Genomic DNA, 24,247 nt, shown 5'->3' on the forward strand with positions numbered 1-24,247 from the left:
TGACGTGGCAGACCTGAAGAAGGGTGCGCGCATCACCGGAAACACGCGCGACAAGCTGGCCGCCGATCTGAAGAAGAAATACGAGAAGGGGGCGAGCATTCGCTCGTTGGCGGAGTCGACCGGCCGTTCCTACGGTTTCGTCCACCGGGTGCTCTCCGAATCCGGAGTGCAGCTGCGTGGCCGGGGCGGAGCGACGCGCGTCAAGAAGAAGTAAGGGGCGTGGTCCCTCGCGCGGTGATGGAGGTGGGTGCCGCGCCGACGGGACGAGTCGTTTGCCCGCTCGGCACACACAACATCGCGCCGAGCAGGACGACCGGATAAACCAGATAGCCGAATCGCGTGGCCGGTGTGAGCAATGTGAACGCGCCCAGACCGACGGCGATGCGCAGCATGGCCTGCGCACCGTCGAGGGGCGGACGCCGGACCAGCCACACCGCGATCGCGAGTGCCGCGGCACCGAGCAGGACGAAGGCGATCGCTTTGCCGACGCCTCCGGTGGCGGCGATGAGGTGTCCCGGCAGTGGGCTCGCGGCAGGTGATGTCACCGCCCCGAGCCCCGCCGGGAACTTCAGCACGTGCTCGACGAACGCCCGGGGCTGCACGAGGAGCACCGGGACGTTCACCGTCGCGCACACGGCCAGGAACACCAGGACGAACCGTGCCAGTGCGGCGCGCCCGAGCCTGGCCAGCAGCAGCACGCCCACCACGACGGCGGCCGGCAGCACGATGAGCTTCGCGCTGGTGACCAGAGCCAGCACGAGGCCCGAGAGCGCGGGCCGGTCGGTGGCGGCCAGCGTGCAGCCGAGCACGAGCAGGCCCACGATAGCCAGGTCCGGGCCCGCGGTCGCCCACGTCAGCGCGGTCAGCGGGAACACCGCGGCGAGTTGCGCGGCGCGCACGGGCACGTGTGGCCTGCCGAGGAGGCGCAGAGACCCCCACGCGCACAGCACCGCGGTCAGCGCGAAGTAAAGCCGCGCGTCGGTGAGCACGTCGGTCATCGGCGTGCCGCCGAACACCGCCCTCGGCAGGCCGAACACCGGCATCACGGGTCCGTAGGGCGTGTAGTCGTTGACCACGGGCGGCCTGCCGAGCGCCGCGAGGTCGGCGTAGGGGGTGCCGTGGTCCAGCAGGGTGCTCGCCGAGCGCTCGATGACCCACACCTCGGGTTGCGCGCTCCACGACCACGGCGTGTCCAGCCAGTCGACGCCGGTGAGCCTGCGGACGAGCAACGTCCCCAGCGGCAGCAGCATGCCGATCACGGCGACCAGGCCGACGCCGGTCCAGCGGGATCGCCACCAGCCGCCGCCACGGCGTGGCGTGAGCTGCAGCCAGCACGTGTGAGCCAGTGCGAGGCCGTACCCGGCGATGGCGAAGTTCGCCCAGATCCGGAAGCCGTAGTGCTTGTCGGTGAGTGCCAGTGCGACGGCGTAGGCCGTGCACAGCAGGTAGAAAACGAGATCGAGGCGCAGTGGCCGTTCCGACCAGCTCGCGCGGATCCAGCCCGGGACGGCCCGACTCCCCATGGGTGGTCAGATTAGGGGATGCGGCGGCGTGGGCGGAGACGACCGGGCGAATCGGGCCGAGGGATCGGGAATGATCTTGAGAGAGACGGTGTTGTGCAGGACATATCTCGGGAAAAGCTCGATTAATGTCGAGGTTTGCGGGAAGGGGCGGGGTCGGCATGGACAACACGTGGGCGCTGCTGGGCGGGGCCATGCGAGCGGCCGACGCCCCGAAGGGACTCCGGAAGGGGACCGTGCGCCGCGTCGCGCGGTTCGCGCGGCCGCACTGGGCGCGGCTGGCGATCTTCCTCGGCCTGACGGTGATCTCCGCCGTGCTCGCCGTGAGCACGCCACTGCTGGCGGGCCGCGTCGTCGACGAGATCGTCGGCGGCGGGACGCTGTCGATCGTGGTCTGGCTCGCGCTGGCCATCGCGGGCCTCGCGATCGCCGACGCCGCGCTCGGCCTCGCCGAACGCTGGCAGTCCGCGCGGATCGGGGAGGGGCTGATCTACGACCTGCGCCGGGCCGTGTTCGAGCATGTGCAGCGGATGCCGATCGCGTTCTTCACCCGCACCCGCACCGGTGCGCTGGTGAGCAGGCTCAACAACGACGTCATCGGTGCCCAGCGGACCTTCACGGCCACCCTGTCCGGCCTGGTCACGAACGTGATCCAGCTGGTGCTCTCGCTGGCCGTCATGGTGACCCTGTCCTGGCAGGTCACGCTGCTCGCGCTCGTCCTGCTGCCGATCTTCGTGCTGCCCGCCCGCCGCATCGGCAGGAAGATGGCCGACCTGCAGCGGGAGTCGGCGGAGCTGAACGCGTCGATGACGACACAGATGACCGAACGCTTCTCCGCTCCCGGCGCCACCCTGGTCAAGCTGTTCGGCAGGCCGCGCCACGAGGCCGACGAGTTCGGTGCCCGGGCGGGCCGCGTGCGCGACATCGGGGTCCGGACCGCGATGCTGACGCGCTGGTTCATGACCAGCCTGACGCTGGTGTCCGCGCTGGCCCAGGCACTCGTGTACGGCCTCGGCGGCTGGCTCGCCCTGCGCGGTGACCTCGCTCCGGGCACCGTGGTCGCCCTGGCGCTGCTGCTCACCCGGCTGTACACGCCGCTGACCGCGCTCGCGAACGTCCGCGTCGACGTGATGACCGCGCTGGTGTCCTTCGAACGGGTCTTCGAGGTGCTCGACCTCGACCCGATGATCAAGGAGAAGCCGGCCCCGACGCCGTTGCCGGCAGGCGGGGTGTCCGTGGAGTTCGCCGACGTCCACTTCGCCTACCCGGCGCCGGAGGCGTACTCGCTGGCCTCGCTCGAGGAGGTCGCGACCCTCGATCACCGCGGTGGCGAGGAGGTGCTGCACGGCATCAGTTTCCGCGCCGAGCCCGGGCAGATGGTGGCCCTCGTCGGGTCGTCCGGCGCGGGGAAGTCCACCATCGCCTCGCTGGTGCCGCGGCTCTACGACGTCGACTCCGGGGCCGTCCGGCTCTCCGGCGTCGACGTGCGCGACCTCGGGTTCGACACGCTCAAGGCGACCGTCGGCGTCGTCACTCAGGACGGGCATCTATTCCACGACACGATCCGCGCGAACCTCGCGTACGTGCGGCCGGGCGTCACCGAGCCCGAGATCTGGCACGCGCTCGAGGGGGCCCGGCTGGACCGGCTCGTGCGGTCGTTGCCGGACGGGCTCGACACGGTGGTCGGCGAGCGGGGCTACCGGCTCTCCGGTGGTGAGCGGCAACGGCTGACGATCGCCCGCCTGCTGCTCGCCCAGCCCCGCGTGGTGGTGCTGGACGAGGCCACCGCCCACCTGGACTCCGAGTCCGAGGTCGCCGTCTCCGAGGCGCTCAGCGACGCCCTGGAGGGCCGCACCGCGCTCGTCATCGCGCACCGGCTGTCCACCATCCGGGCCGCCGACCGGATTCTGGTGGTGGAGGGCGGCCGGGTCGTCGAGGAGGGCACGCACGACGAGCTGCTCGCGGCGGGCGGCCGGTACGACGAGCTGTACCGTACGCAGTTCCAGGACGAGGAACCGGCCACCGCGGCGTGAGGGGGATCCGGGTGCGCGACGAACCGGTGCTCGCCATCCGCCGTCCCCGGATGCCGCCGCGGGCGGTGGCGCTCCTCCTGCACGGCGGCGCCGAGCACGGCCTCGACGCCGTGCCGCCCTGGCGGCTCGCCTACCTGCGCATGGTGCCGTTCGCGCGGGCGCTGGGCGCCGCCTACGGCGGGCACGGCCTGGAGGTGCGGCTGCTGCGCAACCGGGTCCGCGGCTGGAACGAGCCGACGCTGCCCGCGGTGCAGGACGCGCGGTGGGCGCTGCGCCGGGTGCGGGCCGAGCGGCCGAGCCTGCCGGTGTTGCTGGTGGGGCACTCGATGGGTGGCCGCGTCGCCCTGCGGGTCGCCGACGATCCCGACGTGACCGCGGTGTGCGCGCTGGCTCCGTGGACACCCGAGGACGAGCCGGTGGAACCGGTCCGCGACCGGACTGTGCTCGTGGCGCACGGCACCCACGACCGGGTGACGAGCCCGAAGGCCTCGTACCGCTACGCGACCCGGGCGGAGGCAACGGCAGGCCGGCTAGCGCGCGTCGAGGTGGCCGGCGAGAGCCACGCGATGGTGCGCAGGCCCGCCGTGTGGAACCGGCTCGTGCTCGACACCGCCGCACGGGGACTGGACCTGCCCGGCCGGGACGGAGATCTGGACCACGCCTGGTGTGAGCGGAATCCCCACAGGCTGCGCACGCGGCTGTGACGTGCGGATCCCGGCGTGTCGTACACAACCGATCGGGGGACCGTGCGTCCATATCTCGGGGGCGTGCGGTTTAGTGGGTGCCGCACGCAGGCGCCGACGACACGGATCGGGAGACGGCCATGACGTATGGCGGGCACTACGGCGGCCAGCAGCCTCCGCCCGGAGGTCGCAGGCCACCACGGGGCCCTCGGGAGCACCAGCGGGCTCAGATGCTGCCGCTGCCGGGCAGCGACCAGGCCCGTCGGCGGCCGCCGATGGAGCACACCCGGGTCGCGCCGCCGCCCCACCAGCCGCCGCCCCACCAGCCGCCACGGGATCGCAGGATGCCGCCCGAGCGTCCGCCGCGGCGTCGGCGCTGGTCCTTCGGCCGCGTCGTGATGTCCCTGTTCCTGGTCTTCGTGCTGCTGCTCGGCGCGGTGTGGCTGTACCTGGAGTTCTCGATCAACCGCATCGACGCGCTCGAGGACTACGAGGGCAGGCCCGCCGCCGCGGAGGGCACCAACTGGCTCATCGTGGGCTCCGACTCGCGCGCCGGGCTCGACGCCGAGCAGCAGGAGAAGCTCGTCACCGGTGACACCGGTGGCCAGCGGACCGACACGATTATGCTCGCCCACATCCCGGACAACGACACGGCGCCGACGCTGCTGAGCCTGCCGCGGGACTCCGTCGTCGAGATCCCCGGCCACGGCTCGGGCAAGATCAACTCGGCGTTCTCGCTGGGCGGGGCGCCGCTGTTGGCCCAGACCGTGGAGCAGGCCACGGGGCTGCGGATCGACCACTACGCCGAGATCGGCTTCGGCGGGTTCGCCAACATCGTCGACGCCATGGGCGGCGTGGAGATGGACATCCCGCAGGAGATGCGGGACAGCAAGACCGGCATCACCATCCCCGCCGGCAGGCAGACCCTCGACGGCGCGCAGGCGCTCGGGTTCGTCCGCATGCGGTACAGCGACGCGACACCCCGGTCGGACCTCGACCGCGTCGCCAACCAGCGCAGGTTCATCGGCGAGATGGTCAGCCAGATGGCCAGCCCGTCCACGCTGCTCAACCCGTTCGACGTGGTCCCACTGCTGGCCGAGGCGCCGGACGCGCTCACCATCGACACCGGCGACCACCTGCACAACCTCGTCGGGCTCGCGTGGGCCATGCGCGGCATCTCCAGCGGCGGCGTGGTGACCACGACGATGCCCACGACGTCGTCGTCGGCCGAGGAATGGGACGAGGAGAAGACCGAGGTCCTCTTCGACGCCCTGCGCAACGACACGCCCGTGCCGGACAGCGTCATCGTCGAGTAGCGGCCTGCTCGCCGCCCGGCCGGTACGCGCCCGCCGGGCGGCGACGGCTCAGGCGCGCTCGCGCAGGACCTCGAGTGCCTTGTCGGCGTGGACGGCCATCCGCAGTTCGCTTTTGATGACGGAGAGCACGGTGCGGTCGGTGCCGATCACGAACGTGTGCCGCTTGGTCAGCAGCGGGCCGAACGGTCTGCGGACTCCGAACTGCCGGGCCACCGCGCCGTCGGCGTCCGACAGCAGCGGGAAGTCGAGCCGATGGGCCTCGGCGAAGGTCTGCTGCTTGCCCACCGGGTCCGGGCTGACGCCGACGCGCTGGGCGCCCACGGCCGCGAACTCGGCGGCCAGATCGCGGAAGTGGCACGACTCGGCGGTGCACCCCGGCGTCATCGCCGCGGGGTAGAAGAACAGCACCACGGGCCCCGCGCCGAGGAACTCGGTCAGCCTGCGAGGCTTTCCGGTCTGGTCGGGCAGCGTGAAATCCGGCGCGAGATCTCCCTGTTTCATGCGGTGATCGTACGCACGCTCAGCGGGACGGCCGGATCAGCGAGCGGATCTCCTCCGCGCTTGCCGAGCCGCCGTAGATCCTCCCGCGGCCCGCGACGATGCCGATCCGGCGCAACCGCTCGGCGTGCTCGGCGCTGTGCACGCCTTCGGCGCCGATCCGGTTGATGCCGAGCTCCCGGGCGCGTTCCAGCAGCACGGACAGGTGCCTGCGGGCGTTGTCCGCATCGGGTCCCTCGCTCGCGAGCGCCCCGACGAGTGGTCCGGACAGGATCGCGAAGCCGACCGGCAACTTGTACGTGTGGACGAGCTCCAGGTCGGAGGCGCCCGAGATCGCCAGGGTGATCTTCACGTCGAGGTCGGCGAGCACGGACAGGGTCTCCGGCACCTCGCCGCGCGGGTCGAACAAGGTCCGGCTGTCGGTGCAGATCCGCAGCTTCCGCGGCGGCAGGCTGGTGCGCTCCAGCTCGTCGCGGATGGTGCCGACCAGGTTCGGGTCGATGGCCAGCCTGGTCGGCAGCTTGACGCACAGGTCCGGAGCCGCGGGGAACTCGTGGTACCACTGGGCGGCGTCCGACATCGACTTGGTGAGCAGCCACCGGCCGAGGCTGGGCGTCATTCCGGTGGTGTCGGCCAGCGGGTAGAACTCCTCGTCCTTGAGCCGGCCGTGTTCCGGGTGATCCCAGCGCAGCACCGCGTTGACGACGGCGATCTCGCCGCTGCCGTCGAGCTTCACGGTCGGCTGGTACTCCACGTCGAACTGGCCGTTCTCGAGGCCGCCCCCGATGACCGCCCCGATGCCGTACCGGCGGCGGTCGTGGCAGTCGAGCTCCTCCTCGAACAGCATCCACTGCGCGCGGCCCGCTTCCTTGGCCCGGTGGAGCGTGATCTCCGCGGCGCGCCGCAGGTCCTCCTGACTGTGGCCCCGCGCCTCCTGCACGACGATGCCGACGCTGACGTTCACGCCCACACCCCGGTCGTCGATGTAGACGGGCTCGGCCAGCTCGCTCATGGCGTACTCGACGAGGTCGATGACGTGGGCGGTGTCGAGCCTGCCGCGCATCAGCACGGCGAAGCCGTCCCCGGACAGCCGGGCGAGGAACGCCTCCTCCTCGGCGAACACCGTCTCGAGCTTGCGGGCGACGTGCCGCAGCACCTCGTCACCGGCGCCGGGGCCGAGTCCGTCATTGACGACCTTGAACCCGTCGATGTCGAGGTAGATCAGCGCGATCCGGTCGTCGCCGGGTGCGGCCAGGCAGGCCTCGAGCTTGGCGACGAAGCTCTTGGTGTTGGGCAGTCCGGTGAGCGGGTCCTGGACGTTCTGTTTGCGCAGCGCCTCACGCACGAGGTTCAGCTCGCTGATGTCCTCGGCGAACAGCACCGGATACGCCGCACCTGGCCGGTCGCCGGGCAGCGCGGCGACGGTGACGTTCGTGACCACCGGCCCGTCCTCGCCACGGCCGAGCTCCACCTGCTCTCGGCGGCGGGGCCGCGTGCCCGGCTCGAGGTCGCGCACCAGGCTGTCCAGCGCCTCGACGTCCCGGGCGCCCGCGCCCAGCTCGGTCAGCGGGGTTCCGGCCAGGTCCTGGGTGCTGACGCCGAGGAGCTCGGTGAACGCGGGGTTGGCGTCGAGGACGACGCCGTCGGGACCGGCCAGCACCACACCGCACGGCATGGCCGCGTAGAGGCAGGCGAAGCGTGCCATGGCGGAGTCGCGCCCGCCGCGGGCGTGCTCGCTCGCCTCCTCGGCGACGGAGAGCAGCGCGCGCTCCAGATCGGCGGCGGGCAGGTCGGCCGGGCCGGTGTCCGCCAGCCGGGTCGCCCAGCGGCGGGCGATGTCCACCAGTCCTGGTGTGCCGCCAGGTTCCGGCACAGTGCACCTCTCCACAATGTGTCGCAGACCGGCTCAGGGCCGTCCTGAACCGCGGGCACCACGCGACGGCCGGGTCGGCCGAGAGCCCTGCAACAGCATCATGCAGTACCCGGTGTGTCTACCGACTGGAAGGGTGGTTCTACTCGCTGTACTCGTCACGGTGCGTGGTCACACTCGATCGAGTCGCATCGGCAGCCCATCGACCGGGACGGGCAGCGACACGTAGTCCCACCGCACCCGGTAGTCGCGGGGCACGCTCCAGCGGTAGGTCCGGAGCATCTCGTGCAGCAGTGCCTTGGTCTCGAACATGCCGAAATGCATGCCGATGCACTTGTGCGCGCCACCGCCGAACGGCATCCACGCGTACCGGTGCGACTTGTCCTCGCGGCGGTCGGCGTCGAACCGTTCCGGGTCGAACGTGTGCGGGTTCGTCCAGTGGTCGGGGTCGAAGTGGTTCATCGACGGGCTGACACCGATCAGCGTCCCGGCCGGGATATAGCGGCCGAGGACGGCGGTGTCCTTCACCGCCATCCGGGTCATGCTCGGCACGGGTGCGACCAGCCGCAGCGACTCCTTGATGACGAGCTCCAGGCTCTCCAGCCGGTCGAGCGCTTCGATGTCGGGGAGCTCGTCCCCGAGCGCGAGCGACTCCTCCCGCACCCGCTCCTGCCACTCGGGGTGTTTCGCCAGGTAGTAGGCCGCGGCCGTGCTCGTGATCGTAGTGGTGTCGTGGGCGGCCATCATCAGGAAGATCATGTGGTTGATGACGTCGGCGTCGGTGAAGCGTTCGCCGTCGTCGGTGGTGGCGTGGCACAGCGCGGAGAAGAGGTCCCGGCCGTCGCCGGCGCGCTTGGCGGGGAGGTTGGCGGCGAAGTAGCGCTCGAGCAGCGCGCGGCCCTTCACCCCGGCCCGCCACCGTCCGCCCGGAACCGGATACCGGATCACCGCGGTGGCCGCGCGCACGCAGTCGACGAAGGCGCGGTTGATCTGCCGGGCGTCGGAGCCGCTGCGCATGTCCATGAACACCCGCGTGGCGACGTCGAGCGTGAGTTGCTTGAGCGCCCAGTAGAGCCGGGTGCCGGCGCCCCCGCCCCACCCGCGCACGCCCTCCCGCAGCGTCGGTCCCATGCTCGCGACGTACCCGACGAGCCGATCGCGCGTGAACGCCTCCTGCATGATCCGCCGGTGTGTGTGGTGCTCACCGACGTCCAGCAGCATCAGGCCGCGGTGGAAGAAGCGGTCGATGAAGAACCGCCAGCCCTCCTGGGAGAACGCCTTGTCCCTGTTGACGAGCGCGACCTGCGTGGCCTCCGGGCCGGTGAGGGTGACGATGCGCCGGCCGAACGCACCGGACCACCACACCGGCCCGTAGCGCTCGTACCGGCGCAGGCCGTACTCGACGCCGAAGCGCATCTGCTTGAGCGTGTGCCCGATGATCGGTGGTCCCGCGTCGCCGAGGACCGGCTCGAGGCCGCTGCCTGGCGGGGGCGCGGCGAGCTCCGTGGCCGGCCATTGCTTGCGCAGCAGGCGCGAGTCGAGCGTGCGGGGGAGGGGCAGCGCCGTCAGCGGCGGCATCCGCTCCCGGAGCGATCCGGTCATCCTGTCGACGGCTGACACCATGGCGACCATCTCCTCGGCGAGACTGCTCCCACGGTCCCGCATTGTTGGCGGCCAGACAAGAGCGTTCCGCCGTCCGCGCCCGTGGGGAGCGGTCAGCCGACGGCGCCCACGCGGAAGTCGTCGAGGTTCACCCGCCGTGTGCGGCGGCGGTACTCGTACGTCCGGCCCGGCCAGTTCGCGACGACGCGGCCGTGTTCGTTGCGGTACCAGCTGCGGCAGCGTGTCCACACCGACCGCTGCAGCCTGCCCTGGATCTCCTCGTCCCAGGCTCGCTCGGCCGCCGGCCGCACGTCGAGGTAGCGGCCCGGGTACTCGACGAGCGTGGTCACCGCGTCGCGAATGTAGCGCGCCTGGCTCTCCAGCATGTGGATGATCGATCCGCCGCCGAGGTTGGTGTTGGGGCCGTACATCAGGAACATGTTCGGAAAGCCCGGCACGGTGATGCCCAGGTGCGCCCGGGCGCCCTCACTCCACGCGTCGCCGAGCGGCCGGTGCCCGAGGCCGTGGATCTTCATGGGTGCCAGCAGGTCCTGCGCCGCGAAGCCGGTGCCGTAGATGATGACGTCCACCTCGTGGTCGGTGCCGTCGGCGGTCCGCAGACCCGTGGGGGTCACCTCGGTGATCCGATCGGTGACGAGGTCCACAGTGGATCGGGTGAGCGCAGGCAGATAGTCGTTGCTGAACAGCACACGCTTGCAGCCGAGCTCGTAGTCGGGGGTGAGCTTGCGGCGCAGTTCCGGATCGGGCACCTGCTCGCGGAGATGCTTCTCCGCCTGCCGCCGGAACAGCGGGGTGAAAAAACGCCACCGGGACAGGCATTCCTGCGCGAACTCGGCATAGAGCCAGAAGCCCAGCCGGTCCAGCTTTTGCGTCACGGGCAGCTGGCGGAACACCCAGTGGTACCAGCGGTCGTAGGCGTGGTCGCGCTTGGGCATGATGTACTGCGCCGAGCGCTGGAACACCGTCAGCCTGGCGACCTTCGGCTGGATCTGGGGCACGAACTGGATCGCGCTCGCCCCGGTGCCGACCACGGCGACACGCTTGCCGGCGAGGTCGCACTCGTGGTCCCACTCGGCGGAGTGGAACGACCTGCCGCGGAACGAGTCGATGCCCGGGATGGCCGGGTAGGCCGGTCGCGAGAGCTGCCCGGTCGCGGGAATGAACGCCACCGTCGCGAACTCCTGCCCGTCGGTGGTCCGGACCCGCCACCGCGCCGTGCGGTCGTCGAACTCGGCCGAGGCGACCTCGTGCCCGAACCGGATGTGGTCGGTGACGCCGTGCTTGCGTGCCGTGCGCTCGAGGTAGGCGAGGATGTCCGGCTGCTCGGCGTAGCGCCGTAGCCAGCGGCCGTTGTGCTCGAAGGAGTACGAGTACAACGGCGAGGGCACGTCACAGCCGGCGCCGGGGTAGGAGTTGTCCCGCCACACGCCGCCGAGGCTCGGGGCCTTCTCCAGGACGATGAAGTCGTGGATGCCGGCGCGGCGCAGTTCGATCGCCATCGCGACTCCGCCGAACCCAGCTCCGACGATGAGCGCGGTCGTGCGAATGGTCATGCCGGAAGGGTATGGGCCAATGACCGAGGCGCCCATCACAGCCGCGGACACGATATTGATATTTTCGGACAGATGGCAGGCTGGGACTTTCCACGCGGAGCGGCGAGCGTCGCTCTGCTCACCGAGTTCGCGAGCGAGCTCGGGCTGCCCGCCGAGGCGGTGCTGAGCGGCACCGGACTGGACCTCGCCACGATCCGGGATCCGCTGGCGCAGGTGGAAGCTCAGCAGGAGCTCGCGCTCGTCCGCAACCTCATCCGGCACTGCGGTGGCCGCGACGCCGGACCCCTGGGCCTGCACGCCGGGCAGCGCTACCACGCGACGTCGTACGGCATCTGGGGCTACGCGGTGACGAGCAGCCCGACAGTGCGCGACGCGGTGGAGCTGGCGCTGCGCTACGTCGAGCTCACCTACGTCTTCTGTGTGCCCGAGTTGTCCGTGGAGGGCGACGTGGCGCATCTGCGGTGCCGGGACGACGACGTGCCCGCCGACGTGCGTGCGTTCCTGCTCTGCCGGGATCTCGCGGCGATCGTCACGCTCGTGCGCGAGCAGGCGGGGGCGGCTCTGCGGCCGGAGGCGGTGACCCTGCGGTTGCCGGAACCCGCCGACACGGGCCCGTACCGGGAGGCGCTGGGGGTCCGGCCCCGGTTCGGCGGCGACAGCACGCGGATCACCTTCGACCGCGCGCTGCTGGACCGGAGGATGCCGCAGGCCAGCGAGCACACGCTGGCTCTGTGCGAGCGGCAGTGCCGGGAGCTGCTGGCCCGCCGCCGCGAGCGCACCGGGGTGGCGAGCCGCGTGCGTGACCGGCTGCTCGCGGCCGACGGCCTGCACACCGGGATGGACGAGATCGCGGCCGGGTTGTCGATGACGGTGCGTACGCTGCGCCGGAAACTGGCCGCCGAGGGCACCAGTTACCGCGCGCTCGTCGACGAGGTCCGCGAAACCGTCGCCGAGGACCTGCTCGCCACCCCGGCCTTGTCGGTCGAGCAGATCGCCCATCGGCTCGGCTACAGCGAGGCGTCCAGCTTCATCCACGCGTTCACGCGCTGGAAAGGCGTGCCGCCGCGCGAGTTCAGGCGCCGAAGCGGATCCGCACGTCCGACAGATGCGCGCTGAGGATCGGGCGGCGCCCGGCGAGGTAGCCGAGCGGACCGGCCGGGTTGATATTCCACGACGCCGCGGCTAGGCACGGCTTGCCCGCCGATTCGACGGCGCTGACCTTCCGCCGGCCGCCGACGTCCTGGCAGATCGCGAAGTTCGCCGGCAACCGTACGGGAAGTCCGGGACGCGGGGAGAACGCGGCGGTGGCGATCCAGTCGTCGCCGGTAGCCGCCGTCGCCGTGAACCCGCGGCCGTAGGTGAACTCGAAGTCCGCCAGGTCCTTGGGGATTCCCCACAGCTCGCGGCCGCCCACCATCGAGGCTGCACTGTCCACCCAGATCTCGGTGATAGTCCCGGTCGGACGCAGTCCGTTGTGGATGGCCACGGTGGACAAAAGCTCGTGGTAGGACATCTGCCCGGCCGGGAGGTAGTCGAACCACGCCGTGACCACGACGGCCCGACCGCCCAGCGTCAGGGGGTCCACGATGCCCGGCACGCGGGGCAGCTCAGCCCTCGGCACTGTCCACATCGACAGGTACGCGGACGCCGCGAGGTGCCATGGCTCGGGCGGGTAAGTCGGCATGTCGGTCATGTCTGCACCCAGGGAAGGAAGTCGGGAAGGTCGCGCTCGGGGTCGAGCCGGAACTCCGGTGGCCGCTTCTGCAGGAACGACAGGACACCCTCGACGGCGTCCGGGTTGCCCGAGACGCTTGCGATGAGTTTGGAGTCGACCTCGTGCACGGGGAACGGCGAGTCGAGCGCCGACATCCGGTACAGCAGCTGGCGCGTGACGGCCACCGACACGGGCGCGGTGTTGGCGGCGAGGTCGGTGGCCAGCTCGTAGGCGGCGTCGAGCAGCCGGTCGGGGTCGTGGAGGCTGTGCACGAGACCGGCCGCGTGGGCCTCCTCGGCGCCGAACACGCGGCCGCTGATCATCCAGTCCATCGCGCGGCCCATGCCGACGAGCCGGGGCAGGAACCACGCCGACGCGCCTTCGGGATAGATGCCGCGGCGGACGAACACGAACCCGAAGCGGGCGTCGGTGGAGGCGAGCCGGTAGTCGGCGGAGAGCGTGATGGTGATGCCGCCGCCGATCGCCGCGCCGCGGATCGCGGCGATGACCGGCTTGTTCATCGTGAAGATCCGTTTCGAGCACCGGCCCGCGGGCTCCTGCCAGTCCGGGGCGGGCCCGGCGCCGGCGTCGAAGTCGAACCCGCCCTGGGAGAGGTCGGCGCCCACGGAGAAGTCGGTGCCCTCGGCGGTGAGCACCACGACGCGCACGCCCGGATCGTGGTCGGCGCGGTCGAAGGCGTCGGCGAGCTCGTCGGCCATCCGGACCGTGTACCCGTTGCGTGCCTCCGGCCGGTTCAGCGCGATCGTCGCCGTGCGGTCGGCGACGCGGTACGTGATCTCGCGGTAGTCGTTGTCACCCACGAAGGTTCTCCCGGTGTCGTCGTCGACGCGACGGTATCGCACGAGGGACTTGCTGGCATACTGCCAACAAGGTAGAAAACAATCAAGCGTGCTTGATTTTGGTCGGGCACGGTGCGACTCTGCTCGAGACGGCGCAAGGAGGTGCCCGCGTGGCTGATCTGGCGGAGATCCTGGCCGATCTCGAGGCCGAGAGCGCGGAACTGGACGCACTTGTGGCGGGTCTGCCAGACCCTGAGTGGGCGCGGGCGACTCCGGCCGAGGGCTGGTCGATCGGCCACCAGATCGCGCACCTCGCCTGGACCGACGGCAAGGCGCTGATCGCCGTGCGCACCCCCGACGAGTTCGGCGACGAGCTCAAGCGCGCACTCGCCGCCGGCGAGCACTACGTCGACGCCGGGGCTGCCGAGGGGGCCGCGCTGCCACCGGCCGACCTGCTGCGCACGTGGCGCGCGGGCCGGGCCGAGCTGCGCGCGGCGCTCGCCCGGGTGCCCACCGGTGAGAAGGTGCCGTGGTACGGCCCGCCGATGAGCCCCGCCTCGATGGCGACCGCACGGATGATGGAGACCTGGGCCCATGGGCAGGACGTCGCCGACGCGCTCGGAGTCGTGCGCACGCCGACCGCGCGGCTGCGGCACATCGCCCGGTTCGGCGTGCGTACCCGGGACTTCGCGTTCAGCGTCAACGGGGTCGCTCCGCCGCGTGACGAGTTCCGGGTGGAGCTGACCGCCCCGGACGGCGCCACCTGGGCGTTCGGCCCGGAGGACGCCGCGCAGCGCGTGACCGGCAGCGCGCTCGGCTTCTGCCAGATCGTCACGCGGCGCCGCCATCCCGACGACACCGACGTCCGGGCGACGGGTGCCGACGCCCAGCGGTGGCTCGGTATCGCCCAGGCGTTCGCGGGGCCTGGCGGATCGGGCCGGAAGGCGGGTCAGTTCACATGATCCGCATCGGCAACGCGTCCGGCTTCTACGGCGACCGGTTCTCGGCCGTCCGCGAGATGCTCACCGGTGGCCCGCTGGATGTGCTCACCGGCGACTACCTCGCCGAGCTCACCATGCTGATTCTCGGCCGCGACCGGCTGAAGGATCCCTCGCGTGGCTACGCCAAGACGTTTCTGCGGCAGATGGAGGAGAACCTCGGTCTCGCCAAGGACCGCGGCGTGCGCATCGTCGCCAACGCCGGCGGGCTCAACCCGGCGGGACTGGCCGGCGCGCTGCGCGACCTCGCCACACGGCTGGGCATCGACGTCGCCGTGGCGCACGTCGAGGGCGACGACCTGCTGCCCCGCGCCGGCGAACTCGGGTTCGGCGAACCGCTCACCGCGAACGCCTACCTCGGCGCGTGGGGCATCGCCGAGTGCCTGAACGCGGGCGCGGACGTGGTGGTCACCGGCCGCGTGACCGATGCGTCCGTGGTGGTCGGCCCGGCCGCCGCGCACTTCGGCTGGGCTCGGGACGACTACGACGCGCTGGCGGGTGCGGTGGCCGCGGGCCACGTCATCGAGTGCGGGGCGCAGGCAACCGGCGGCAACTACGCCTTCTTCACCGAGCACGCGATCGGCACACCCGGTTTCCCCGTCGCGGAGATCCACGCCGACGGGTCGAGCGTCATCACCAAGCACGAGGGCACCGGCGGCGTCGTCGACGTCGGCACGGTGACCGCGCAGCTGCTGTACGAGATCGGCGGCGGCCGCTACGCCGGCCCGGACGTCACGGCCCGCTTCGACACCATCGAGCTCGCCCAGGACGGCCCGGACCGCGTGCGGCTCTCCGACGTCCGCGGCGAGCCGCCACCGCCGACGGTGAAGGTGTGCCTCAACAAGCTCGGCGGCTTCCGCAACGAGGTGACGTTCGTCCTCACCGGACTGGACATCGACGCCAAGGCCGCGCTCGTGCGTGAGCAGGTCGAGGAGGCGCTGAAGGAGAACCCGCCCGCCGAGGTGCGCTGGACCCTGGCGCGCACCGACCACCCGGACGCCGTGACGGAGGAGACGGCGAGCGCGTTGCTGCACTGCGCGGTCAAGGACCCCGACCCGACCGTGGCCGGGCGCGCCTTCAGCGGGGCGGCCATCGAGCTGGCGCTGGCCAGCTATCCCGGTTTCCACGTGACCGCGCCGCCGTCGGACGCCTCGCCGTACGGCGTGTACACGGAGGCCTTCGTGGACGCCGCCGGCGTGCCGCACGTCGCCGTGCTGCCGGATGGGTCCCGGGTGGACGTGGCGCCGCCGGGGGAGACGCGGATGCTCGCCGATCCGGAGGAACCGCCATTGCCCGAACCGTTGCCGCCCGGCCCGGTACGCCGGGTTCCGCTCGGGCTCGTCGCCGGAGCACGCAGCGGGGACAAGGGCGGCAACGCCAACCTCGGCGTGTGGGTGCGGTCCGACGACGCCTGGCGCTGGCTCGTGCACACACTCACCACCGGCACCCTGCAGCGGCTGCTGCCCGAGACGGCGTCGCTGCCCGTCAGGCGGTACGTGCTGCCCCGGCTGCGGGCGGTGAACTTCGTCGTCGAGGGACTCCTCGGTGACGGCGTGGCGGCCAAGGCGCGCTTCGACCCGCAGGCGAAGGCACTGGGCGAATGGCTACGCGCCCGGCACATCGACATACCGGAGGTGCTGTTGTGACGGTGACGGAGGTCTTCGCCACGCCGGAGCGGGTGGAGCTGCGCAAGACCGTCCGCCGGTTCGTGGAGACCGAGGTGCTGCCCTACCTCGACCGGTGGGAGGCCGAGGGGGAGCTGCCCCGGTCGCTGCACCGCAAGGCGGGCGAACTCGGCCTGCTCGGTGTCGGCTTCCCGCATGCCGTCGGCGGTGGCGGGGGTGACTTCATCGACGCGCTGACCGTCGCCGAGGAGATCCACTACGCCGGAGCGTCGGGCGGGGTGACCGCGTCGCTGTTCACCTGCGGCATCGCCGTCCCGCACCTCGCCGCGGCGGGCGACCCGGCGCAGATCGAGAAATGGGTCCGGCCCGCTCTCGCCGGTGACCTCGTGTGCTCGCTTGCCATCACCGAGCCCGATGGTGGCTCCGACGTCGCCGGGCTGCGGACGACCGCGCGCCGCGAGGGTGACGAGTACGTCATCAACGGCGCGAAGACGTTCATCACGTCGGGCTGCCGCGCCGACTTCGTCACCACCGCCGTCCGCACGGGAGAGAAGGGCGCACACGGGATCTCGCTGATCGTGGTCGAGCGGGGAACCCCCGGGTTCACGGTGACGCGCAAACTGGACAAGATGGGGTGGCGCTGCTCGGACACCGCCGAGCTGTCCTACGTGGACGTACGGGTGCCCGCGGCGAACCTCGTCGGCGAGGAGAACAGCGGGTTCGCGCAGATCGCCACACAGTTCGTCAGCGAGCGGCTGTCCCTGGCCGTGCAGGCCTACGCCACCGCACAGCGGGCGCTGGACGTCACCGTGGAGTGGTGCCGGATGCGGGAGACGTTCGGCAGGCCGCTGATCTCGCGCCAGCTCGTCCAGCACACCCTCACCGAAATGGCGCAGAAGGTGGACGTCGTGCGCACCTACACGCGCCACATCGCACAGCGGCACGCGGCCGGGGACGAGGTGATCGCCGAGGCGTGCTTCGCGAAGAACTCCGCCGTCGAGGCCGCCGAGTGGGTGGTCAACGAGGCCGTTCAGCTGCACGGCGGGCTCGGCTACATGAGCGAGTCCGAAGTGGAGCGGCATTACCGGGACATCAGGATCCTCGGCATCGGAGGCGGCACCACCGAGATCCTGACCGGCCTGGCGGCCAAGCGGCTGGGTTACACGTCATGACCGCGCTGACGTCTGCAATGGACACCGCGAGCGCGGAGTTCGCCGCCAACCGTGAGGCGATGCTCGCCAAGCTCGCCGAACTGGATGCCGAGCACGCGAAGGCCGTCGCGGGTGGCGGGCCGAAATACGTCGACCGGCACCGTGACCGCGGCAAGCTGCTGGTGCGCGAACGGATCGAGTTGCTGATCGACGAGGACTCGCCGTTTCTGGAGCTGTCCCCGCTGGCGGGCTGGGGCAGCGACTTCCAGGTGGGCGCCAGTGTGGTGACCGGGATCGGCGTGGTCGAGGGCGTCGAATGCCTGCTCATCGGCCACGACCCGACCGTGCGCGGCGGATCCAGCAACCCGTGGACGGTCCGCAAGATCTTCCGCGCCGCGGACATCGCGCTCCAGAACCGGTTGCCGGTGATCAACCTCGTCGAGTCCGGTGGCGCCGACCTGCCCACCCAGAAGGAGATCTTCATCCCCGGCGGGCGCCTGTTCCGGGACCTGACCCGACTGTCGGCAGCCGGGATTCCCACGATCTCGCTGGTCTTCGGCAATTCGACGGCCGGCGGTGCGTACGTGCCCGGCATGTCCGACTACGTCGTGATGATCGAGCGACAGTCCAAGGTGTTCCTCGGGGGACCGCCGCTGGTGAAGATGGCCACCGGCGAGGAGTCCGACGACGAGGCGCTCGGCGGCGCGGAGATGCACGCCCGCGTGTCCGGCCTGGCCGACTACCTCGCGCGCGACGAGCCGGACGCGATCCGGATCGGACGGAGCATCGTCCGCAGGCTCAACTGGCGCAAGCTGGGACCGGAACCCGGCCCGGCCGTGCCGCCGCGCTACGACTGCGACGATCTGCTCGGCGTCGTACCGGATGGGCTCAAGGTGCCCTTCGACCCCCGCGAGGTGCTGGCGCGGGTGGTCGACGGCTCGGAGTTGGACGAGTTCAAACCCGCCTACGGCACGAGCCTCGTCACCGGCTGGGCGCGCGTGCACGGCTACCCGGTGGGCGTTCTCGCCAACGCGCGAGGCGTGCTGTTCAGCGAGGAGTCGCAGAAGGCCACCCAGTTCATCCAGCTCGCCAACCAGTCGGACACCCCGCTGCTGTTCCTCCACAACACCACCGGCTACATGGTCGGCAAGGACTACGAGCAGGGCGGCATCATCAAACACGGCGCGATGATGATCAACGCGGTCTCCAACAGCAAGGTGCCGCACATCTCGCTGCTGATCGGGGCGTCCTACGGCGCCGGTCACTACGGCATGTGCGGCCGCGCCTACGATCCCCGGTTCCTGTTCGCCTGGCCGAGTGCGAAGTCGGCCGTGATGGGCCCGCAACAGCTCGCGGGCGTGCTGTCCATTGTGGCCCGCGCGGCGGCACAGTCCCGCAGACAGGTCTACGACGAGGACGGCGACGCCGCCATGCGCGAGGCTGTCGAGGCGCAGATCGAGGCGGAGTCGTTGCCGCTGTTCCTGTCGGGACGGCTCTACGACGACGGCGTCATCGACCCGAGGGACACCCGGACCGTGCTGGGGCTGTGCCTGTCGGCGATCCACAACAACGTCGTCGAGGGCGCCCGTTTCGACGGCAGCGGCTTCGGCGTGTTCCGGATGTGAGGGGCGACCGTGATCGAGAACCTGCTCGTCGCCAACCGCGGGGAGATCGCCCGGCGGATCTTCCGCACGTGCCGCGACGTCGGCATCGGCACCGTCGCGGTGTACTCCGACGCCGATGCCGGCTCGCCCCACGTCGCCGAGGCCGATGCGGCGGTACGGCTGCCCGGCGACGCGCCCGCCGACACCTACTTGCGGGCGGAGGCGCTGGTGCGGGCGGCGCGGGCCGCCGGTGCCGATGCCGTGCACCCCGGCTATGGCTTCCTCGCCGAGAACGCCGACTTCGCGCGCGCCGTTCTCGACGCCGGGCTCGTCTGGGTGGGGCCGTCGCCCGAGGCCATCGAGACCATGGGGTCCAAGGTCGCCTCGAAGCGGCTGCTGTCCGGCGCCGGTGTGCCCGTGCTGGCCGAGCTCGACCCGGCCGCCGTCACCGAGGACGACCTGCCCGTGCTGGTCAAGGCGTCGGCAGGTGGCGGTGGACGCGGCATGCGCGTGGTGCGGGACAGGGCGGCGCTGGCCGAGGCCGTCGAGGGGGCGCGCGCGGAGGCGCAGTCGGCCTTCGGTGATCCGACCGTGTTCTGTGAGCGGTATCTGGAGACCGGCAGGCACATCGAGGTGCAGATCCTGGCCGACACCCACGGAACCGTGTGGGCGGTGGGCGAGCGGGAGTGCTCGATCCAGCGCCGGCACCAGAAGGTGGTGGAGGAGGCCCCGTCCCCGTACGTCGGCGAGACGATGCGGGCACGGCTGTTCGAGGCGGCGCGGGCGGCGGCCAAGGCGGTCGGCTACGTCGGCGCGGGCACGGTGGAGTTCCTCGCGGCCGGTGACGAGTTCTTCTTCCTCGAGATGAACACGCGCCTGCAGGTGGAGCACCCGGTCACCGAGTGCACGACCGGCCTCGACCTCGTCGAGCTGCAGCTGCGCATCGCCGACGGCGGCCGGTTGCCCGCGGAACCGCCGCGTACCGAGGGACACGCCATCGAGGTCCGGCTCTACGCCGAGGACCCGGCGGCGGACTGGCAACCCCAGAGCGGCACGCTGCACGCCTTCGACGTGCCGGGGGTGGCGGCAGAGTTCGCCGTCCCCGCGCGCGGGCCCGCGCTGCGGCTCGACAGCGGCGTGACGGCGGGCTCGGTGGTGGGCGTGCACTACGACGCCATGCTGGCGAAGGTGATCGCCTGGGGACCGGATCGCACGGCCGTGGCGCGCAGCCTCGCGGGCGCGCTGGCCGCGGCCCGGATCCACGGCGTGACCACCAACCGGGACCTGCTCGTCGCCGTGCTCCGGCATCCCGGGTTCCTCGCGGGCGAGACCGACACGGCCTTCCTCGACCGGCACCGCGCGGCCGTTCTCGCCCCGCTCGCGGGAACGGAGGCCGTGCGGCTGTCCGTGCTCGCGGCGGCACTCGCGACGGCGGAACGCAACCGGGAGAGCGCCCGCGTGCTGGGCGGACTGCCGAGCGGGTGGCGCAACATCCCGTCGGCGCCGCAACGCAAGTCGTACGTCCACAACGGACAGAAGTACGACGTTCGCTACCGCCTGACGCGGGACGGCCTCCGTGCGGACGGCTACGACGGCGTCGCGCTGGTCGAGGCGCGGCCGGATCGAGTGGTGCTCGAGGTCGATGGGGTGCGGCGCGCGTTCCACGTCGACGCGTATCCCGGGCTCGTGGCCGTCGACTCGGCTCTCGGAGCCGTGAGCCTGGCCCGCGTGCCCCGGTTCCCCGATCCGGAGGCGGAACAGGGTGCCGGATCGCTGCGGGCCCCGATGCCCGGCACCGTCGTGCGCGTCGCGGTGTCGGAGGGTGAGCGCGTGCAGGCCGGGAAGCCCCTGTTGTGGCTCGAGGCGATGAAGATGGAACACCGGATCGACGCGCCCGTCTCCGGTGTGGTGACCCGGCTGCCCGTGGTGGCGGGCACGCAGGTGGACCTCGGCGCGGTGCTGGCCATCGTGAGCGCGGACGGGGACCAGCCGGACGACACCGACCAGGACGACCCGGACGCCCCCGACAGCGGAGACGAGGAGTGATGGTGAGCTTCACCGAGCCGGAGGAACGGCAGGCACTGCGCGAGGCGGTCGCCGATCTCGCGCGCAAGTACGGCCACGAGTACTACGCCGAGAAGGCCCGCGGCGGCGGCCACACCACCGAACTGTGGGACGAGGCGGGCCGGCTCGGCTACCTCGGGGTGTCCGTGCCGGAGGAGTACGGCGGCGGCGGGGCGGGCATCGGCGACCTCGCGGCCGTGTGCGAGGAGTTCTGCGCGGCCGGCACCCCGATGCTGCTCATGGTCGTGTCGCCCGCGATCTGCGCGACCGTGATCGCCCGCTACGGCACCGACGAGCAGCGCAAGCACTGGCTGCCCCGATTCGCCGACGGCAGCGTGCGGATGGCGTTCGGCATCACCGAGCCCGACGCCGGGTCCAATGCGCACCGGATCACCACCACGGCCGCCCGCGACGGTTCCGACTGGATCCTCAACGGACGCAAGGTGTTCGTGTCCGGTGTGGACGAGGCCGACGCCGTGCTGATCGTCGGCCGCACCGAGGACGCGCGCACGGGCAAGCTGAAGCCGGCGTTGTTCATCGTGCCCACGGACACACCCGGCTTCGAGTACAAGCAGATTCCGATGGATCTCGTCTCGGCCGACAAACAGTTCGGCCTGTTCCTCGACGACGTCCGCCTTCCCGCGGAGGCACTCGTCGGCTCCGAGGACGCCGGCCTGGCGCAACTGTTCGCGGGTCTCAACCCGGAACGCATCATGGGCGCGGCGTTCTCCGTGGGCATCGCGCGCTACGCGCTCGACAAGGGTGTGGCCTACGCGAGGCAGCGCAGCGTGTGGGGCGCGCCGATCGGCTCCCACCAGGGCATCGCGCACCCGCTGGCGCAGGTGAAGATCGAGCTGGAGATGGCCAAGCTCATGACCCAGAAGGCGGCCGCGCTCTACGACTCCGGCGACGACTTCGGCGCCGGTGAGGCCGCGAACATGGCGAAGTACGCGGCGGCGGAGGCCGCGATCCGGGCGGTGGACCAGGCCGTGCAGACACACGGTGGCAACGGACTCGCGTCGGAGTACGGGCTCGGCACGCTCCTCGGCGCCGTGCGGGTCGGCAGGATCGCACCGGTGAGCAGGGAGATGGTGCTGAACTTCGTGGCCCAGCACAGTCTGGGCCTGCCCAAGTCGTACTGACCAGGGGAGGGCAGGACATGACCACACTCGCGGGCAGGACGCTCATCATCTCCGGCGGCAGCCGGGGCATCGGCGAGGCGATCGCCGTGCGGGCGGCTCGCGACGGCGCCAACGTGGCGCTGCTCGCCAAGACCGCCGAACCGCACCCGAAACTGCCCGGCACCATCCACACCGCCGCCCGGGCGATCGAGGAGGCCGGTGGGCAGGCGCTGCCGATCGTTGGGGACGTGCGCGACGACGAGTCGGTCGCCTCGGCCGTGGCGAGAACGGTCGAGCAGTTCGGCGGCATCGACATCGTCGTCAACAACGCCAGCGCCATCGACCTGACGCCGTCGGAGCACATCCCGATGAAGCGCTACGACCTCATGCAGGACATCAACGCGCGCGGGACGTTCCTGCTCTCGCGCACGGCGATCCCGCACCTGCGTGCCGCGGTCAATCCGCACATCCTCACCCTCTCGCCGCCCATCCGCCTCGAGGAGAAGTGGTTCACCGCCGGGCATCTCGCCTACAGCATCGCGAAGTACTCGATGAGCCTGGTCACCGTCGGCCTCGCCGCGGAGCTGCGCGGCGACGGCATCGCCGTCAACTCGCTGTGGCCGCGCACGACCATCGACACGGCGGCGATCCGGAACGTGGTGGGGGCCGAGCTCACCAGCCGGTCACGCACTCCGCAGATCATGGCCGACGCGGCGCACGCCGTCCTCACCAAGCCGAGCCGGGAGCTCACCGGTGGCTTCCTCATCGACGACGAGGTGCTCGCCGCCGAGGGCGTCACCGATCTGGCGACATACCGCGTGGAGCCCGGCGACGGGGAGCTGCAACTGGACTTCTGGGTGGATCCGGCTTGACCACGAGGGAACCGCTGCGCGAGCCGCGGCAGGAGCGCAGCCGCACCACCCGGCGCAAGCTGATCGGCGCCGTCGTGCAATGCCTGGCCGAACGCGGCTGGCAGGGCACGACGGTGGCCGAGGTCGCCGAGCGAGCGGGAGTCTCGCGCGGCGCGGCGCAGCACCACTTCCCGACCCGGGAGGATCTGGTGGTCGCGGCCGTCGAGCATCTCGGCGACGAGCAGATCGCCGAGCTGCGCGCGCGTGCGGCCGCCCTGCCCGCCGGGCCGTCGCGTGCGCTGCCGGTGGCCGAGATGCTGCTCGATCTCTACGCGGGCGAGACGTTCCGCGCGGCCCTGCACCTGTGGGTGGCGGCATCGACCGACGCCGGCCTGCGCGATGTCCTCCTGCCGCTGCAGGCACGGGTCGGGCGGGAGGCCCACCGGGTGGCGGTCGAGCTGCTCGGCGCCGACGAGTCACGACCCGGGGTGCGCGAGACCGTGCAGGCCACGCTCGATCTCGCGCGCGGCCTCGGTCTCGCCAACCTGCTCACCGACGACACCCCGCGGCGCAGGCAGATCGCGCGGCAGTGGGCGACGCTGCTCGAACCGACCGTCACGGCCACTGCCCGGCCCGGAGCAGGTGTCCCCGGCACGTGACCGGTGGACCCGTGCGCGTGGCCGGCGTGGGCGTGGCCGGCGTGGGCGTGGCCGGCCACCGGCTCACTCCGTCGCCGGAGTCTCGGCGCCGATGTCCTCGAACCAGAGTTCCGGGTGAGCGCGGACGAACCCCTCCATGAGCTCGGCACACTCGGGGTCGTCGAGCACGGTGATCGCCACCCCGTTCTCGGCCAGCCACTCGTGGCCGCCGGAGAAGGTCCTGGCCTCGCCGATCACCACGTGCCCGATGCCGAACTGCCGGACGAGGCCGCTGCAGTACCAGCACGGCGAGAGCGTGGTCACCATGATCGTGTCGCGGTAGTGCGGGCGGCGGCCGGCATTGCGGAAGGCGCTGGTCTCGGCGTGCATGGACGGGTCACCGTCCTGGACCCGCCGGTTGCGCCCGCGGCCGAGGAGGTCGCCACCCGCCGTGAACAGGGCCGCGCCGATGGGCAGTCCGCCTTCGGCGGCGCCGAGGCGGGCTTGCTCCTTGGCGACGGACAGCAGGTCGGCGTAGCGGATCGGGTTCATGGGACTCACTCTCGTCCCGGGTGAGCCCCGGCC

General features: G+C 71.5%; 21 protein-coding genes. 13 read left to right on the forward strand and 8 right to left on the reverse strand.

The features are described from left to right. Positions 1-4 precede the first annotated feature (4 nt). On the forward strand, positions 5-214 hold the full coding sequence (locus ACFSZT_RS17590) for a helix-turn-helix domain-containing protein (RefSeq protein WP_110339417.1): 210 nt from the start codon (positions 5-7) through the stop codon (positions 212-214). Here ACFSZT_RS17590 and ACFSZT_RS17595 read toward each other — a convergent pair. After that, complete coding sequence (locus ACFSZT_RS17595; RefSeq protein ID WP_377388662.1) at positions 201-1,523, reverse strand: glycosyltransferase 87 family protein; 1,323 nt, start codon at positions 1,521-1,523, stop codon at positions 201-203. The two genes, ACFSZT_RS17590 and ACFSZT_RS17595, sit on opposite strands and share 14 nt — an antisense overlap. 158 nt (positions 1,524-1,681) lie before the next feature. Between ACFSZT_RS17595 and ACFSZT_RS17600 the strand changes: the two genes are divergently transcribed. The 3 genes from ACFSZT_RS17600 to ACFSZT_RS17610 all read left to right on the forward strand — a co-directional run bounded on the left by ACFSZT_RS17600 (position 1,682) and on the right by ACFSZT_RS17610 (position 5,552). Further along, a complete protein-coding gene (locus ACFSZT_RS17600) occupies positions 1,682-3,553 on the forward strand; it encodes an ABC transporter ATP-binding protein (RefSeq protein ID WP_377388660.1) in 1,872 nt (623 codons plus the stop codon). Positions 3,554-3,603: 50 nt separating this feature from the next. Continuing rightward, complete coding sequence (locus ACFSZT_RS17605) at positions 3,604-4,257, forward strand: alpha/beta hydrolase (RefSeq protein ID WP_377389031.1); 654 nt, start codon at positions 3,604-3,606, stop codon at positions 4,255-4,257. A 119-nt stretch (positions 4,258-4,376) separates the two neighbouring features. After that, positions 4,377-5,552 (forward strand): LCP family protein, encoded by a 1,176-nt coding sequence (locus ACFSZT_RS17610; RefSeq protein ID WP_377389029.1) that lies wholly within the window; start codon positions 4,377-4,379, stop codon positions 5,550-5,552. A gap of 48 nt (positions 5,553-5,600) precedes the next feature. On the opposite strand, the gene ACFSZT_RS17615 is transcribed toward ACFSZT_RS17610, so the two are convergent. From ACFSZT_RS17615 to ACFSZT_RS17630, 4 genes are all read right to left on the reverse strand, one after another. Further along, complete coding sequence (locus ACFSZT_RS17615) at positions 5,601-6,053, reverse strand: peroxiredoxin (RefSeq protein ID WP_377388658.1); 453 nt, start codon at positions 6,051-6,053, stop codon at positions 5,601-5,603. Positions 6,054-6,072: 19 nt separating this feature from the next. Beyond that, complete coding sequence (locus ACFSZT_RS17620; RefSeq protein ID WP_377388656.1) at positions 6,073-7,923, reverse strand: diguanylate cyclase domain-containing protein; 1,851 nt, start codon at positions 7,921-7,923, stop codon at positions 6,073-6,075. Between the two features lie 168 nt (positions 7,924-8,091). Beyond that, a complete protein-coding gene (locus ACFSZT_RS17625) occupies positions 8,092-9,543 on the reverse strand; it encodes a cytochrome P450 (protein ID WP_377388654.1) in 1,452 nt (483 codons plus the stop codon). A 92-nt stretch (positions 9,544-9,635) separates the two neighbouring features. Continuing rightward, positions 9,636-11,096: a flavin-containing monooxygenase gene (locus ACFSZT_RS17630; RefSeq protein ID WP_377388652.1), complete on the reverse strand. Its 1,461-nt coding sequence runs from the start codon at positions 11,094-11,096 to the stop codon at positions 9,636-9,638. 72 nt (positions 11,097-11,168) lie between these two features. Between ACFSZT_RS17630 and ACFSZT_RS17635 the strand changes: the two genes are divergently transcribed. Then, complete coding sequence (locus ACFSZT_RS17635; protein ID WP_377388650.1) at positions 11,169-12,212, forward strand: AraC family transcriptional regulator; 1,044 nt, start codon at positions 11,169-11,171, stop codon at positions 12,210-12,212. Here ACFSZT_RS17635 and ACFSZT_RS17640 read toward each other — a convergent pair. Together ACFSZT_RS17640 and ACFSZT_RS17645 are read right to left on the reverse strand one after the other, a co-directional pair. After that, positions 12,169-12,780 (reverse strand): acetoacetate decarboxylase family protein, encoded by a 612-nt coding sequence (locus ACFSZT_RS17640; protein ID WP_377389027.1) that lies wholly within the window; start codon positions 12,778-12,780, stop codon positions 12,169-12,171. The two genes, ACFSZT_RS17635 and ACFSZT_RS17640, sit on opposite strands and share 44 nt — an antisense overlap. Positions 12,781-12,785: 5 nt before the next feature. Then, entirely contained in the window at positions 12,786-13,631 is an 846-nt protein-coding gene (locus ACFSZT_RS17645; RefSeq protein ID WP_377388648.1) for an enoyl-CoA hydratase-related protein, read from the reverse strand. 149 nt (positions 13,632-13,780) lie between these two features. Here ACFSZT_RS17645 and ACFSZT_RS17650 point away from each other — a divergent pair, with 149 nt between their 5' ends. Genes ACFSZT_RS17650 through ACFSZT_RS17685 form a run of 8 tightly spaced genes read left to right on the forward strand, consistent with a single transcriptional unit; the run spans position 13,781 to position 23,683 of the window. Then, complete coding sequence (locus ACFSZT_RS17650) at positions 13,781-14,572, forward strand: TIGR03084 family metal-binding protein (RefSeq protein ID WP_377388646.1); 792 nt, start codon at positions 13,781-13,783, stop codon at positions 14,570-14,572. Continuing rightward, entirely contained in the window at positions 14,569-16,254 is a 1,686-nt protein-coding gene (locus tag ACFSZT_RS17655; RefSeq protein ID WP_377388644.1) for an acyclic terpene utilization AtuA family protein, read from the forward strand. The genes ACFSZT_RS17650 and ACFSZT_RS17655 overlap by 4 nt, the downstream gene beginning before the upstream one ends. Before the next feature lie 2 nt (positions 16,255-16,256). Further along, the gene (locus tag ACFSZT_RS17660; protein ID WP_377389025.1) at positions 16,257-17,405 is read left to right on the forward strand and encodes an acyl-CoA dehydrogenase family protein; all 1,149 of its coding nucleotides are present in this window, start codon (positions 16,257-16,259) and stop codon (positions 17,403-17,405) included. Then, complete coding sequence (locus ACFSZT_RS17665) at positions 17,402-19,009, forward strand: acyl-CoA carboxylase subunit beta (protein WP_377388642.1); 1,608 nt, start codon at positions 17,402-17,404, stop codon at positions 19,007-19,009. The genes ACFSZT_RS17660 and ACFSZT_RS17665 overlap by 4 nt, the downstream gene beginning before the upstream one ends. Positions 19,010-19,018: 9 nt before the next feature. After that, the gene (locus ACFSZT_RS17670) at positions 19,019-21,034 is read left to right on the forward strand and encodes an acetyl/propionyl/methylcrotonyl-CoA carboxylase subunit alpha (RefSeq protein WP_377388640.1); all 2,016 of its coding nucleotides are present in this window, start codon (positions 19,019-19,021) and stop codon (positions 21,032-21,034) included. A 2-nt stretch (positions 21,035-21,036) separates the two neighbouring features. Beyond that, on the forward strand, positions 21,037-22,194 hold the full coding sequence (locus ACFSZT_RS17675) for an acyl-CoA dehydrogenase family protein (protein WP_377389023.1): 1,158 nt from the start codon (positions 21,037-21,039) through the stop codon (positions 22,192-22,194). A gap of 17 nt (positions 22,195-22,211) precedes the next feature. Continuing rightward, entirely contained in the window at positions 22,212-23,045 is an 834-nt protein-coding gene (locus ACFSZT_RS17680; RefSeq protein WP_377388638.1) for an SDR family oxidoreductase, read from the forward strand. Next, entirely contained in the window at positions 23,042-23,683 is a 642-nt protein-coding gene (locus ACFSZT_RS17685) for a TetR/AcrR family transcriptional regulator (protein WP_377388636.1), read from the forward strand. The genes ACFSZT_RS17680 and ACFSZT_RS17685 overlap by 4 nt, the downstream gene beginning before the upstream one ends. Positions 23,684-23,746: 63 nt before the next feature. On the opposite strand, the gene ACFSZT_RS17690 is transcribed toward ACFSZT_RS17685, so the two are convergent. Beyond that, on the reverse strand, positions 23,747-24,214 hold the full coding sequence (locus ACFSZT_RS17690; RefSeq protein WP_377388634.1) for a nucleoside deaminase: 468 nt from the start codon (positions 24,212-24,214) through the stop codon (positions 23,747-23,749). Between the last annotated feature and the right edge of the window lie 33 nt (positions 24,215-24,247).

It is taken from the genome of Prauserella oleivorans, from assembly GCF_042685745.1.
Taxonomy (GTDB): Bacteria; Actinomycetota; Actinomycetes; order Mycobacteriales; family Pseudonocardiaceae; genus Prauserella_A; species Prauserella_A oleivorans.

What these genes read in the sequence shown, in the direction of transcription:
- ACFSZT_RS17600 (WP_377388660.1), top strand. Translation starts at nt 1,682, where the DNA reads ATGGACAACACGTGGGCGCTGCTGGGCGGGGCCATGCGAGCGGCCGAC.
- ACFSZT_RS17630 (WP_377388652.1), bottom strand. Translation starts at nt 11,096, where the DNA reads ATGACCATTCGCACGACCGCGCTCATCGTCGGAGCTGGGTTCGGCGGA.
- ACFSZT_RS17635 (WP_377388650.1), top strand. Translation starts at nt 11,169, where the DNA reads ATGGCAGGCTGGGACTTTCCACGCGGAGCGGCGAGCGTCGCTCTGCTC.
- ACFSZT_RS17640 (WP_377389027.1), bottom strand. Translation starts at nt 12,780, where the DNA reads ATGCCGACTTACCCGCCCGAGCCATGGCACCTCGCGGCGTCCGCGTAC.
- ACFSZT_RS17605 (WP_377389031.1), top strand. Translation starts at nt 3,604, where the DNA reads ATGCCGCCGCGGGCGGTGGCGCTCCTCCTGCACGGCGGCGCCGAGCAC.
- ACFSZT_RS17665 (WP_377388642.1), top strand. Translation starts at nt 17,402, where the DNA reads ATGACCGCGCTGACGTCTGCAATGGACACCGCGAGCGCGGAGTTCGCC.
- ACFSZT_RS17690 (WP_377388634.1), bottom strand. Translation starts at nt 24,214, where the DNA reads ATGAACCCGATCCGCTACGCCGACCTGCTGTCCGTCGCCAAGGAGCAA.
- ACFSZT_RS17610 (WP_377389029.1), top strand. Translation starts at nt 4,377, where the DNA reads ATGACGTATGGCGGGCACTACGGCGGCCAGCAGCCTCCGCCCGGAGGT.
- ACFSZT_RS17595 (WP_377388662.1), bottom strand. Translation starts at nt 1,523, where the DNA reads ATGGGGAGTCGGGCCGTCCCGGGCTGGATCCGCGCGAGCTGGTCGGAA.
- ACFSZT_RS17625 (WP_377388654.1), bottom strand. Translation starts at nt 9,543, where the DNA reads ATGGTGTCAGCCGTCGACAGGATGACCGGATCGCTCCGGGAGCGGATG.
- ACFSZT_RS17615 (WP_377388658.1), bottom strand. Translation starts at nt 6,053, where the DNA reads ATGAAACAGGGAGATCTCGCGCCGGATTTCACGCTGCCCGACCAGACC.
- ACFSZT_RS17655 (WP_377388644.1), top strand. Translation starts at nt 14,569, where the DNA reads ATGATCCGCATCGGCAACGCGTCCGGCTTCTACGGCGACCGGTTCTCG.
- ACFSZT_RS17680 (WP_377388638.1), top strand. Translation starts at nt 22,212, where the DNA reads ATGACCACACTCGCGGGCAGGACGCTCATCATCTCCGGCGGCAGCCGG.